Genomic DNA, 12,359 nt, shown 5'->3' with positions numbered 1-12,359 from the left:
GGAGTCATGGGAGCGAAGTTCGAGAAGCTGTTCAGCACGCCGGAGTTGTGCGAGTACCTCGGGATCAGTCGCGACACCTTGTATGAGTGGCGGGAGGTGAACGCTGCTCCTCCGGCCTTCAAGTTGCCCAACGGGCACCTGCGATTTCCTGAGTCCGGCTTGCTCGACTGGTTGGCGGCGCAGCAGAGGTCGGCGGCGTGAAGCCGACGCGTCAGGTTCACTTCTGGTCGATCAAGGTGCGGGCGCCGCGCAAGGATGGGACGAAGTACCCGCGACCGTATGGAGTTCGGTGGGTTACCGCTGGCCGTGAGCACTCGGAGTGGTTCCCCACCAAGGCGCTCGCGATCAATCACCTCAGCGACTTGCAGGCTGCGGCCAAGCAGGGCGAGGCGTTCGACATCCCCAGTGGGCTGCCTGAGTCGATGTATCGGGCAGCGAACAGCCGGACGCTATTGCAGGTCGTTCAGCGGTTCATCGACATCGAGTGGGACGACGCGGCGCCCAATACTCGGCGGCGGTATGTGGATGCGTTGGCTACGGCGGTGGGCGCGTTCCTGCATCCCTCGAAGTCGGCTCCGGATGCGCGGGAGATCCGGCGGGCGTTGACGATGGGCTTGCTGCCCAGCAATGCCCGTGACGTCGACTCGGAGACCGCCGAGTGGGTGATCACCAATTCGCGGCCGGTGGCGGACTTGGCCGACAAGGTGGAGGTCACCAACCTCATCCGGGCGTTGGGTCGCAATCTGGACGGCAAGCCTGCGGCGGCTTGGACGACGCGCACCAGGCGGGGCACGTTGCACCATGCCTTGGACTGCGCGGTGGACCTCGGCGAGCTGGGCAAGAACCCGTTGGACGGGCTGAAGACCAAGTCCAAGGGGAACGTGGAGGTGGATCCCCGGGTTGTCGCGAATCCGGCTCAAGCTCGCCAACTGCTCTCCGCGGTGACCTACGTCGGGCGGCTGGGACACGGCGGCCGGTACGACTACCTCTACGCGTTCTTCGCCACCCTCTACTACGCCGGACTCCGGCCAGCCGAGGCGAATCGGCTGCGCCTAGAGGACTGCACGCTCCCCGAGACAGGCTGGGGGCAACTCGTGCTGTCTCAGTCAGCCTCGCTGACAACGCCTCGGTACAGCGACACCGGGGACCGATGGGAGGAACGCGTACTCAAGCGGCGGGCAGAGGGCGCGGTTCGGGTAGTGCCGATCCCACCTCAGCTCGTGGCCATCCTGCGCGAGCACATCGAGCGGTTCGGGACGACCTGGGACGGGCGACTGTTCCGGGGGTTGATCAAAGGCGAGCCCGTCACGCCCTCGGTCTACACCGATGTGTGGAAGCGGGCGAGGGTGATCGCGCTTGGCGAGCAGGCGAGGTCACCGCTGGCGAAGCGGCCTTACGACCTCCGGCACGCGGCGGTGTCGATGTGGCTTGCGGCGGGGGTGCCGGTGGCTGAGGTCGCTGAACGAGCGGGGCACACCGTCGACGTGCTGTTGAAGGTGTACGCGCAATGCCTGGATGGGCAGCGTGGAGCGTCGAACAGCCGGATCGACGCATGGCTAGGGTGACGGTATCCGCAGGTAGAACGGCTCTCGGTGACGAACCGGGGGCCGTTTCGCCGTTCCGTCAGGGTTCCGCGAACACCGCCAAACTGCCCCAACCAGGCACGGACAGTCACAGACGGCCAAACCTGACAGAACCCGAGTTTTCGCAGTTCAGCAAGGCCATCTGCACCCCGAGCTACACCACCGAAAGTCACGCCCAGTAGCCGGATTAACCCCTGAGTTCCATGGTGCAGCACTTGGGGCCGCCGCCGGATTTGCGGAGTTCGGTGATGTTTACGGGGTGGGGGGTGTAGCCGTGGGCGTGGAGTTGGGTGGTGAGGGTGGTGGCTTCCTTGGGGAGGATGACGTTGCGGCCGTCGGAGATGGCGTTTAGGCCTAGGCAGGCGGCGTCTTCTGCGGTGGCGAGGATGGCGTCGGGGTAGAGGCGGCGGAGGAGGCGTTGGGTGCCGGGGGAGAAGGCTTCTGGGTAGTAGGCGATGTGGGCTCGGGAGGTGGGGGTGGCCTCGGTGAGCACGAACAGCGCCACGTCCAGGTGGTAGTAGCGGGGGTCGACCAGGTGGAGCGAGACCACGGGGACGCCTAGGACTTCCTGGGCTTCGGCGTGGGCGCCGGGATCGGTGCGGAAGCCGGTGCCCGCGAGCAGCAGGTCGCCGGTCCAGGTGAGGTCGCCCTCGGCTTCGTTGATCTTCTCGGGCATGACGATGTCGCGGTAGCCGTGGTCGAGGAACCAGGTGCGGAAGAAGTCGGCCTCGGCGGCGCGCTGGGGGGCGCGGAAGCGGGCACCGAGGACGACGCCGTCGATGACCGTGCCCGAGTTGGCGGAGAACACCATGTCCGGCAGGCCCGGCTGCGGGTCGATGGTCTCGACCGTGTGCCCGAGCCGCAGGTAGGTCTGGCGCAGGGCCTCCCACTCGGCGATGGCGCCCGCGGTGCTGACCGGGCGGGTGGGGTCCATCCAGGGGTTGATGGAGTACTCGACCGCGAAGTGCGTTGGCGCGCACATGAGGTACCGCCGCGTCGTGGCGAGGCGGGTGGTCGCGGGGTTCCGCACGGGTGCCGAGGTCATGGATCGAAATGTAGAGCCCCGGAAAGCAGCCATCAATGTCGCTTCGACGCCCTTCAACATGCAGAATGTTGCGTGTGGACGTCATTGATCAGCGAATCATTTCACAGCTCGTGGCCGACGCCAGGTCGAGTTACGCCGAGATCGGGAAGGCCGTCTCGCTCTCGGCTCCCGCGGTGAAGCGGCGGGTGGACCGGCTGCTGGAGACCGGTGTGCTGCGCGGGTTCACCGCCGTGGTGAATCCGGAGGCGCTCGGCTGGGGCACCGAGGCCTTCGTCGAGGTGCACTGCCAGGGCAACGTCTCCCCCGACCGGATCCGCCAGCGGCTCGAACCGCTGCCCGAGGTGGTGGCCGCCTACACCGTCTCCGGCTCGGCGGACGCGATCGTGCACCTGCGCGCGGCCAACATCCACCACCTGGAGGACGCGCTGGAGCGGTTGCGCGCGGTCGACATGGTCTCCAGGACCGTCTCGACCGTCGTCCTGTCCACCCTTTTGGAGCGTCCGCCCGCGCCCGAGCCCGGCTAGGGTGCGCGGACATGACCGTCCTGCTTGAGCGGCGCGGCGGCGTCGCGGTGATCACCCTGAACGACCCCGCGCGGCGCAACGCCCTGACCATCCCCATGTCGGCGCGCCTGGCGGAGCTGGTGGCCGAGTGCGAGGCCGACCCGGACACCGCCGCGATCGTGGTGACCGGGGCGCCGCCCGCGTTCTGCGCCGGTGCCGACCTGACCGTGCTCGGCGAGTCCCGCGAGGAGGGGCTGCGCGGGATCTACGCCGGGTTCCTGGCCGTGGCCCGCTGCTCGCTGCCGACCATCGCGGCCGTCGGTGGCGCGGCGGTCGGGGCCGGGTTGAACCTCGCGCTGGCGGCCGACGTCCGCGTCGCGGGACCGAAGGCCCGGTTCGACGCCCGGTTCCTGCAGCTGGGCATCCACCCCGGCGGCGGCATGACGTGGATGCTGCAGCGGCTCGTCGGCCCGCAGACCGCGACCGCGATGACCCTGTTCCGGCACGTCCCGGACGCCGCCGAGGCGCAGCGGGTCGGGCTGACGCTCAGCACCGTCGACGGCGACCACGACGCGCTCGTCCAGGCCGCCGTCGACCTCGCGTCGGCCACCACCGGGGCGCCCAAGGAGCTGGTGCTCTCGATCAAGCGGTCGATGCGCGCCACCGCGGCGCAAACCGGCCACGACGACGCGATCGAGACCGAGCTGGCCGCGCAGTTGACCTCGATGGACTCCCCCGCGTTCGCCCAGCTCCTCGCGGAGATGAAGGCCAGGATCTCGGCGGCGGCGACCCCGTAGGCTGTTCGCGGCGTCCCACCGGGTCGAACCGCGCCGCCCACCATCCGGGATAAGTGTTACCGCCGGTTACACTCACACCGGGACCGCACCAGGCCCTTACCCGATACTTTGGGTCGGGGGTCCGGTGCGGGACTGTGATCTGGAGCGCGTTGCTCGGGTCCGGGGTCCGGCGATGCCTACCGTTGAACGCGACACGACCAGCCAGTCCGGGTGTCAGGAGAGAGGGATCGGCAGCTCATGAGCACAGGTGTGGACGGTGGTACTGCCGCCACCGGTACCCCGCGGGCGGCCGCGGTCACCAAACTCGACCGAGTGGTGATCCGGTTCGCCGGGGACTCCGGTGACGGCATGCAGCTCACCGGCGACCGCTTCACCTCCGAGGCCGCTGCCTTCGGCAACGACCTCTCCACCATGCCCAACTTCCCAGCGGAGATCCGCGCCCCCCAGGGCACCATCCCCGGCGTCTCCAGCTTCCAGGTGCACTTCGCCGACTACGACATCCTGACCCCCGGTGACCGCCCCGACGTGCTCGTCGCGATGAACCCGGCCGCGCTCAAGGCCAACATCGCCGACTTGCCCGCGGGCGGCACCCTGATCGTGAACACCGACGAGTTCGTCAAGCGGAACCTGACCAAGGTCGGCTACGCGGTCAACCCGCTCGAGGACGACTCCCTCGCCGCCTACCAGGTGCACCAGGTCGCGATGGCCACGATCACCCAGGGCGCCCTCGCCGACACCGGTCTCGGCAAGAAGGACGCCGAGCGGTGCAAGAACATGTTCGCGCTCGGGCTGCTGTCGTGGATGTACCACCGGCCGACCGAGGGCACGGAGCGGTTCCTGCGCGAGAAGTTCGCCAAGAAGCCGGACATCGCCGAGGCCAACGTGCTGGCGTTCCGCGCGGGCTTCTACTACGGCGAGACCACCGAGGCCTTCGCGGTCACCTACGAGGTGGCCCCGGCCAAGCTCGCCCCGGGCACCTACCGGCAGATCACCGGTAACACCGCCCTCGCGTACGGCATCGTCGCCGCCGCGCAGCAGTCGAAGCTGCCGGTGCTGCTCGGCACCTACCCGATCACCCCGGCGTCGGACATCCTGCACGAGCTGTCGAAGTACAAGCAGTTCGGCATCACGACCTTCCAGGCCGAGGACGAGATCGCGGGCATCTGCGCCGCGCTCGGGGCCAGCTACGGCGGCGCCCTCGGCGTCACCTCCACCTCCGGTCCCGGTGTCGCGCTCAAGTCCGAGACCATCGGCCTCGGCGTGATGACCGAGCTGCCGCTGCTGGTGATCGACGTGCAGCGCGGCGGCCCGTCCACCGGCCTGCCGACCAAGACCGAGCAGGCCGACCTGCTGCAGGCGATGTACGGCCGCAACGGCGAGTCGCCGGTGCCGATCATCGCCCCGCAGTCGCCAGCCGACTGCTTCGCCGCCGCGCTCGAGGCGACGCACATCGCGCTCACGTACCGCACCCCGGTGCTGCTGCTCTCCGACGGCGCGGTCGCCAACGGGTCCGAGCCGTGGCTGATCCCGGACGCTGCCGACCTGCCCGACCTGACGGTGCAGTTCGCGACTGAGCCCAACTCCCCGGACGGGTCGGCGTTCTGGCCGTACCTGCGCGACCCGGAGACGCTGGCGCGCGCGTGGGCCGTGCCCGGCACCCCCGGTCTGCAGCACCGCATCGGCGGTCTGGAGAAGGCCGACGGGACCGGCAACATCTCCTACGAGCCCGACAACCACGACCGGATGGTCCGGCTGCGCCAAGCCAAGATCGACAACATCCCGGTGCCCGACCTGCTGGTGGACGACCCGTCCGGCAAGGCGCGGGTGCTGGTGCTGGGCTGGGGCTCGTCCTACGGCCCGATCGGCGCCGCGTGCCGCCGGGTGCGCAAGCTCGGGCACTCCGTGGCCCAGGCGCACCTGCGCAACCTCAACCCGTTCCCGGCCAACCTCGGCGACGTGCTGCGCTCGTACGACAAGGTCGTGGTGCCGGAAATGAACCTGGGCCAGCTGGCGTTGCTCCTGAGGGGCAAGTACCTGGTCGACGTCGTCAGCTACACCAAGGTCGCAGGACTGCCGTTCAAGGCCGAGGAGCTGCAGAACGTGCTCACCGACATCGTGAAGGGGGTCGATGCGGGATGACCACGATCGACTTGGGGCTCCCCGGACTCGCCGGGGTGCCGACAACGGACGAACCGCAGAAGGCCAAGGACTACAAGTCCGACCAGGAAGTCCGCTGGTGCCCGGGCTGCGGCGACTACGTGGTGCTCAACGCCGTGCAGTCGTTCCTGCCGTCGCTGGGGCTGCGCCGGGAGAACATCGTCTTCATCTCCGGCATCGGCTGCTCGTCGCGCTTCCCGTACTACATGAACACCTACGGGATGCACTCCATCCACGGCCGCGCCCCGGCCATCGCCACCGGCCTGGCCACCGCCCGCCCCGACCTGTCGGTCTGGGTCGTCACCGGCGACGGCGACGCGCTCTCCATCGGCGGCAACCACCTGATCCACACCCTGCGCCGCAACGTGAACCTCAAGATCCTGCTGTTCAACAACCGGATCTACGGGCTCACCAAGGGCCAGTACTCGCCGACCTCGGAACCGGGCAAGGTCACCAAGTCCACGCCGATGGGCTCGCTGGACTACCCGTTCAACCCGGTGTCGCTGGCACTGGGCGCCGAGGCCACCTTCGTCGGGCGCGCGCTGGACTCCGACCGGGCGGGCCTCACCGAGGTCCTGCGCCAGGCCGCCGAACACCGCGGCTCGGCCCTGGTCGAGATCTACCAGAACTGCCCCATCTTCAACGACGGCGCCTTCGACATCCTGAAGGAGGCAGGCGAGGCCGAGCGCAGGCTCATCCCGCTGGAGCACGGCAAGCCGATCCGCTTCGGCGCGGAGGGCGAGTACGGGGTCATCCGCTCCGGCTTCGGTTCGCTGGCCGTCGCGAAGGTCAGCGAGGTCGGCGAGGACGCCCTGGTCGTGCACGACTCGCACACCGAAGACCCGTCCTACGCCTTCGCCCTCTCCCGCCTCTCCACCCAGGACCTCAGCCACACCGTCACCGGCGTCTTCCGCTCGGTCACCCGCCCCACCTACGACGACCAAGCCCGCGCCCAGGTGGACGACGCCAAGGCCACCCGCCCCGCGGACCTCGACGCCCTCCTCCACGGCAAGGACACCTGGACCGTCATCGCCTAGCGCCCCACCGATCGAGCCCCTCACCGCCCGCGGTGGGGGGCTCGATCCGTTGCGGGGCATCGGCGAACGGGTGACCAGGGGGCGGCACCCGCCATCACGGTGCGTGTTGCGGTATTCATCCTGCGTGAACAAGGGTGCGCGGGGATTTCGCGGCATGCTGGGGGAAGCGAAGTGGGCGCGGTTGCTGGAACTGGGGGTGCCGCGGGTGCACCGGCCCCGAGTGCCGTTGCTGCGGCAAGGGGAGCCGGGGACGACGGTCCTGGCGCTCGTGTCCGGTCGGGTGAAGGTGTTCGGCACGGAGCCGGACGGGGGCCAACTGCTGCTCGCATTGCGCGGCGCGGGTGACCTGCTCGGGGAGATCGCGGTGCGGACGCCGTCGCGGCAGCGGACGGCGACGGTGGAGACGATCGACGAGTGCACCGTGCGGGTGGTGCGGGCCGAGCGGTTCAACACCTTCCTGGAGGAGCAGGGCAGCCAGGGTGTGCTGGCCGACTACACGATGGCGAAGTTGTCGCAGACCGGGTCCTACGAGGTCGCGCTGATCCACTTCCGGCCCGAGCGCAAGCTCGCGCGGCTGCTGCTCGAACTGGTGGCCCTCGCCGACCGCACCGTGGCCGACCGCGACCGGATCCCCTTCTCCCAGCAGGAACTGGCCGACGCGCTGGGGATGTCGCGCAGCACGGTCGCGCTGCACCTGCAGCGGCTCAAGGACGCCGGAGCGCTGCTGCCCGGCCCACGACTGGCGGTGGCCGACCACGCCGTGCTGCGGACCGCCGCCGGGGTGTGACCCAGCTCGCACCCAGTCTGTCCGGAGCCGGACAACCCGCCCACCCCGGGATGGCCAAGCTCGTCGCGGAACCGACGACGAGGAGGACGACGTGGCCGTCCATGGGGCCGAACTGCCGCCGTACCGGGCGCTGCTGGTGGTCGACATCAAGGACTTCAGCGGTGTGCCGGGCGTGCACCACGCCGAGATCACCGACCTGGTGCCCGTGGTGCTCAACACCGTGTTCGAGCGGTGCGGGCTCGACAAGTACTGGAACAGCAGGCTGTTCGGCTTCAGCACCGGCGACGGGTACGTGGTCGGACTGCACACCGGCGTCCTGCCGCGGCTGCTCAACCCGTTCCTGCGAGTGCTGCAGAGCGAACTCGCCTACCGCGCGGAGGTGGCCGCGGACCCGGTGCCGCTGCGCATGCGGGTCACCGTCCACGTTGGACCGGTGACCGATTCCGGGCAGGAGTTGGCCAGCGACGGCAGCGGTGTCGCCAGGGTCGAGGCGCACCGACTGCTGGACGCGACCCCGGTGCGCGACCTGCTGACCCGCTCGGGACCGAGCACGCACGTCGCGGCGATCGTGTCCGGGCGCGCGTACCACGACGCGGTGGCCAGCGGGTACGCCAACGAGCCCGCGGACCTCTACGTCCAGGTCCCGGTCAAGGTCAAGACCTACAGCGACCTGGCCTACCTGCGAGTGCCCGTGCCCACCGGCGACCTGCTCGGCCGCGGCTTCCTGCCACCCGCCGAACCAGAGGCGGCCACCGCGGTGGAACCCGTCGCCGGAACGACGACCAACACCGCGCAGCACGTGCACGGGAAGGTCGTCCAGGCAGGCCGGGACGTCGCTCAGACGCACAACAACAACTACACCTTCCACCAAGCGGAGAACGTCAACACCGGCTCGGGGGACCAGATCAACGGCGTCCGCGACCACCGCGGCCCGCGATGACCACCACCGAGAACAAGCTCGACTTCTACCAGCCCGAGAACGTCAACACCGGCACCGGGGACCAGTACAACCAAACCTTCAACAACTTCGCGCCGAACGAGCCCCGCAGGCAGTGGTTCATCGCCGCCGACGAGATCCGCAGGCGGGCCAGGACCTTCATCGTTCCCCCGGGCTACCCCACGAACCCGTTCGCCCGGTCGCGGACGATCGTGCTGGTGGGGACGAGCGAGGCGGGCACCCGCACCGCGGCGTTCATGGTGCTGACGGACAAGGGCACCGACCACCTCGACACACTGCGGGTGGTCGACGATCGCACCGACGAGAACGGCCGTGCGCTCGATCCCGACGAGTTGCACGACGGCGAGCGCTTCCTGCTCGACCTGTGTGACTCCGGTGACGACCGGGTGGCCGCGCTGCGCTCCGAACTCGAGGCGTACCAAGCGGTAGCGGCGGCCAAGGGCGCCACCCTCGTGGTGATCGTGCACCCCGACCAGGTGCGGCACCTACCCGACTCGCTCGCAGCGGTGCGCGTCGACATCGGCCGCCCCGACGGCACCGCTGTCCTGCGGACACACCTGGCCGTCGAGGGGATCGAACTCCCGGCGGAGCTGCCCAGGGTGCACCGGCTGGCGCACTGCCTGAAATCCGATTCCGTCGGCCACATCGCCGAACTGGCCAGGTACGCGGTCAAGGCCCGCGACCTCGAACCGTGGAAGACCGTCACCGACTGGCTCCGCGAGGCGGTGGCCGCCCGGCTCGACCGCGCGGCACAAGCGCAGAAGTTGTTCTCCGGCGAGCAACACGCGGCGCAACGAGCACTGCTCGTCGCCGCAGCGTTCCTGCCCGGTGCGCCGATCGATACCCTGGTGTGGGCCGAGTCGGCGCTGCACAACATGATCAAGGTATCGCCCGCCGAGCCGCACGTGCTCGGTGGCACGCACCTGGCCGAGCGGATGGCAGCGGCCCACCTGCGAGTCGCGGGCCACCGCACGGTGGAGTTCACCGACGTCGCACTGGACACCGCGCTGCGCGGGCACTTCTGGACCTACTTCCCGACCCTGCGCCAGGAGATGGTCGTGTGGGTGCGGGACGTGGCCATCTCTTCGCACCTGTCCGACCAAGCAGCGGCCGGGTTGGCGGACCGGTTCGCCGAGGCCCAACTCAGCTCCGGGCCCGCCGTCCCGCTGTGGAACCTGGCGCGGTGGTGGGCACGCGAGGGCAGCCGACCCGAGTTGGCCAGGCGGGTCATGGCGGCCGGGCTGCGCGATGCCCGGTGGTCGATGGAGTTCCGGCGCTTCGTCTACCTCCGATCGCTCGAGTCCGATCGGGACGCGGAGCTGGCCCGGGTGCTCATCGACATGTGCACCCAGGAGATCGCACCCAATCAGCCGACGCAGGCCATGGTCCGGCTGCACCACTTCGCCAGGCACACCGACGCCGCGGTGGCGGCCGCAGCGCACAAGGCACTGATCGACCTCGTGCTCGCGCAGGGCTATGTGCTGTGGCTGTTGGATCGTCTGTCCACAAAGGAAATGGACTCGGTGAACCTGGCGATCCTGCTCGCGCTCGACCTGCGGTCCGACCAGGTGGGGCACCGCACCCGGCGCGATCTGTCGGTGCTGTGGCAACGGATGTTCGCTGACAGCACCCGGGTGGTCGAGCCCGGGGTGTTGTGGGAGTGGATCGGCAAGGACCCGGGCCTGGTGGTGAGCGCGTGCGCGGGCCGGGTGGCGCTGCTCAACGAGTTGTACGTGCTCGCCCGTGATCGGGTCCGCCGTGAAGTGGACCCGGTGGAGCGCAAAGAGGCCATCGCCCGCGCCACCACACTCCAGCGGCTCATCGACCAGGCGATGCACGGAACCGAATCGGGAGGACGAGGATGAGCAAGGACACGAAGGTGATCGTGGCGGTCGTGGCGGCGTTGGTGCTGCCGATCGCCGCAGGCGCGTTGTTCGAGTGGCCAGGTTGGGTCACCGGGGTGCTGATCGCGGTGCTGCTGGTGGCTGGTGGGTTCGCCGCGCTCCGCCCCGACAAGCACTTCGGCCCGCGACGTCGGCCCGGCTGGCAGGAGGATGTCTTCCAGCCCCCGGTCGACCCAGAACCGCGGCACGTGCCGGTGACCCCGCCGCCGCCCGCCAGCCGTCCGGTGACCTCGGTGCGGCTGCCGAGTTCGGTGGAGGGCATCCCGTTCACCCTTTCCTGCACCGTGCTGTGGCACCAGCAGGCCAACGGGCACGCCGAGCCGGGGGCGTTGGCCGTCCAGGCGGTGCTGCACCGCGCCCGGCAGGTGGCGCGGGCGCACCACCCCGAGGAGGACACCACCGTCCACCACGCCCTCGCCGCGGCGTTGAGCACCGCGACCCCCGACGGCTCGAACACCGTGCGGGCCTGGGCCGTCGACCTGGCGGTCACCATCGACGAGGAGCACAGCATCTACCTGCGGGAACTGGTGCGGCTGCGCCGGGAGCGGCTGCTGGGCGAGCTGCGGATCGAGAACGAACGCGCGGTCCGGTCGTACCTGGGCGAGGACGTGCTCGCCAGCGTCGGGAGCACCGTCGTGTGGTGGTTGGCCAAGGACAGCAGCAAGGTCCAGGAGACCGTCGACCTGATCGGCTCGCTGGCCCGGCTGTCCGCGGCGGCGAACGACAAGGAGATCGACGAGGCCTTCGAGCACCTGGTCCCCGCGGACCAGCGGCCCGCGCGCGACGAGCCGTTCCACGGGAACGGGTTCGCAGGCCCGGGGGTGTTCGTGGTGGACAGCGCGGGGGTGGTGGACAGCCCGGCCGAGCCCATGGAGACGCCGGAGAGCCTGCTGCCCGATCCGGAGGACGACGGGAACGCGCTGTTCGGCCGGACCCTGGTCGACGCCCTCGACAAGCACGGCCACCCCGACCTCGCCGACAAGGCTCGCGACCGCTACGGCGTGGACGAGTGGGCACCGCAGAACGAGACGGCCGACGACGGCCCGGTCGACGACCACCGCGAAGACACCGGGGACAGCGACGACCCGGACGACCCCGCTACTCCGTCCAAGGGATGAAGCCCGCGCGTTCGGCGTCGGCTACGGTGCGGAACCAGACGGTGGCTGTGGTGGTGGGGTAGGCGGGGGATTCGGTGGTGTGGAAGATGCCGTGGGTGCCCTTGACGGTGTAGTCCGTGGAGGGGGCCATGCCGTCGGGGCCCGCGGGGGCGGCTACGGCGGTGAAGGCGTCTTCGAGGGTGCCGGAGACCTGGGTGAACTCGTCGTCCGGGGCGGCTTGGGACTGCAGGGGGATGCGGACCTTGGGGGTGGGGATCACCCAGGGCGGGGCGGGTGGGGGCGTGCGGGTGAGGTAGCGCCAGGTGAGGGCGATACCGAGCAGGAAGGACAGCACGCACCACAGAACCGGTCGCCTCACCGGATGCCTCCTCAGTGCCGCCGACGCTCCCCACCGCGTTCGCGGTCGGGCACAGCCTGAGAACCCTTGTATCACTCTGGGTGGGCAGGTGCCACCTAGGCGCGGCCGGACG

At 69.8% G+C, this 12,359-nt stretch carries 12 protein-coding genes; 10 read left to right on the top strand and 2 right to left on the bottom strand.

Going from position 1 to position 12,359, the window contains the following annotated elements:
* Window positions 1–6 precede the first annotated feature (6 nt).
* The gene (locus LV79_RS07385) at window positions 7–201 is read left to right on the top strand and encodes a helix-turn-helix transcriptional regulator (RefSeq protein WP_253833403.1); all 195 of its coding nucleotides are present in this window, start codon (window positions 7–9) and stop codon (window positions 199–201) included.
* Window positions 198–1,565: a tyrosine-type recombinase/integrase gene (locus tag LV79_RS07380; RefSeq protein ID WP_253833401.1), complete on the top strand. Its 1,368-nt coding sequence runs from the start codon at window positions 198–200 to the stop codon at window positions 1,563–1,565. Before LV79_RS07385 ends, LV79_RS07380 begins: the two co-directional genes overlap by 4 nt.
* 205 nt (window positions 1,566–1,770) lie before the next feature.
* Here the strand turns inward: LV79_RS07380 and ddaH are convergent, their stop codons facing one another.
* The gene (gene ddaH / locus LV79_RS07375) at window positions 1,771–2,628 is read right to left on the bottom strand and encodes a dimethylargininase (RefSeq protein ID WP_253833400.1); all 858 of its coding nucleotides are present in this window, start codon (window positions 2,626–2,628) and stop codon (window positions 1,771–1,773) included.
* Between the two features lie 74 nt (window positions 2,629–2,702).
* Here ddaH and LV79_RS07370 point away from each other — a divergent pair, with 74 nt between their 5' ends.
* The 8 genes from LV79_RS07370 (at window position 2,703) to LV79_RS07335 (ending at window position 11,889) form a co-directional block, all read left to right on the top strand.
* A complete protein-coding gene (locus LV79_RS07370; protein ID WP_092777529.1) occupies window positions 2,703–3,152 on the top strand; it encodes an Lrp/AsnC family transcriptional regulator in 450 nt (149 codons plus the stop codon).
* Between the two features lie 11 nt (window positions 3,153–3,163).
* The gene (locus tag LV79_RS07365) at window positions 3,164–3,928 is read left to right on the top strand and encodes an enoyl-CoA hydratase (protein ID WP_253833398.1); all 765 of its coding nucleotides are present in this window, start codon (window positions 3,164–3,166) and stop codon (window positions 3,926–3,928) included.
* 237 nt (window positions 3,929–4,165) lie between these two features.
* On the top strand, window positions 4,166–6,067 hold the full coding sequence (locus LV79_RS07360; RefSeq protein ID WP_253833396.1) for a 2-oxoacid:acceptor oxidoreductase subunit alpha: 1,902 nt from the start codon (window positions 4,166–4,168) through the stop codon (window positions 6,065–6,067).
* On the top strand, window positions 6,064–7,122 hold the full coding sequence (locus tag LV79_RS07355; protein ID WP_253833394.1) for a 2-oxoacid:ferredoxin oxidoreductase subunit beta: 1,059 nt from the start codon (window positions 6,064–6,066) through the stop codon (window positions 7,120–7,122). The genes LV79_RS07360 and LV79_RS07355 overlap by 4 nt, the downstream gene beginning before the upstream one ends.
* 154 nt (window positions 7,123–7,276) lie before the next feature.
* A complete protein-coding gene (locus LV79_RS07350; RefSeq protein WP_253833392.1) occupies window positions 7,277–7,909 on the top strand; it encodes a Crp/Fnr family transcriptional regulator in 633 nt (210 codons plus the stop codon).
* Between the two features lie 91 nt (window positions 7,910–8,000).
* Entirely contained in the window at window positions 8,001–8,849 is an 849-nt protein-coding gene (locus LV79_RS07345; RefSeq protein WP_253833390.1) for a hypothetical protein, read from the top strand.
* Window positions 8,846–10,732 (top strand): hypothetical protein, encoded by a 1,887-nt coding sequence (locus LV79_RS07340; RefSeq protein WP_253833389.1) that lies wholly within the window; start codon window positions 8,846–8,848, stop codon window positions 10,730–10,732. The genes LV79_RS07345 and LV79_RS07340 overlap by 4 nt, the downstream gene beginning before the upstream one ends.
* A complete protein-coding gene (locus tag LV79_RS07335) occupies window positions 10,729–11,889 on the top strand; it encodes a hypothetical protein (protein WP_253833387.1) in 1,161 nt (386 codons plus the stop codon). The genes LV79_RS07340 and LV79_RS07335 overlap by 4 nt, the downstream gene beginning before the upstream one ends.
* Here the strand turns inward: LV79_RS07335 and LV79_RS07330 are convergent.
* Complete coding sequence (locus LV79_RS07330; RefSeq protein WP_253833385.1) at window positions 11,870–12,247, bottom strand: sunset domain-containing protein; 378 nt, start codon at window positions 12,245–12,247, stop codon at window positions 11,870–11,872. The two genes, LV79_RS07335 and LV79_RS07330, sit on opposite strands and share 20 nt — an antisense overlap.
* Window positions 12,248–12,359 lie beyond the last annotated feature (112 nt).

It is taken from the genome of Actinokineospora globicatena (assembly GCF_024171945.1).
Classification (GTDB): Bacteria; Actinomycetota; Actinomycetes; order Mycobacteriales; family Pseudonocardiaceae; genus Actinokineospora; species Actinokineospora globicatena.
This window is presented reverse-complemented; position numbering and strand designations above follow the sequence as displayed.

Bases quoted from the DNA above. Each gene is read 5' to 3' on its own strand.
- LV79_RS07355 (WP_253833394.1), top strand. From the start codon at position 6,064: ATGACCACGATCGACTTGGGGCTCCCCGGACTCGCCGGGGTGCCGACA.
- LV79_RS07360 (WP_253833396.1), top strand. From the start codon at position 4,166: ATGAGCACAGGTGTGGACGGTGGTACTGCCGCCACCGGTACCCCGCGG.
- LV79_RS07350 (WP_253833392.1), top strand. From the start codon at position 7,277: ATGCTGGGGGAAGCGAAGTGGGCGCGGTTGCTGGAACTGGGGGTGCCG.
- LV79_RS07385 (WP_253833403.1), top strand. From the start codon at position 7: ATGGGAGCGAAGTTCGAGAAGCTGTTCAGCACGCCGGAGTTGTGCGAG.
- ddaH (WP_253833400.1), bottom strand. From the start codon at position 2,628: ATGACCTCGGCACCCGTGCGGAACCCCGCGACCACCCGCCTCGCCACG.
- LV79_RS07365 (WP_253833398.1), top strand. From the start codon at position 3,164: ATGACCGTCCTGCTTGAGCGGCGCGGCGGCGTCGCGGTGATCACCCTG.
- LV79_RS07335 (WP_253833387.1), top strand. From the start codon at position 10,729: ATGAGCAAGGACACGAAGGTGATCGTGGCGGTCGTGGCGGCGTTGGTG.
- LV79_RS07340 (WP_253833389.1), top strand. From the start codon at position 8,846: ATGACCACCACCGAGAACAAGCTCGACTTCTACCAGCCCGAGAACGTC.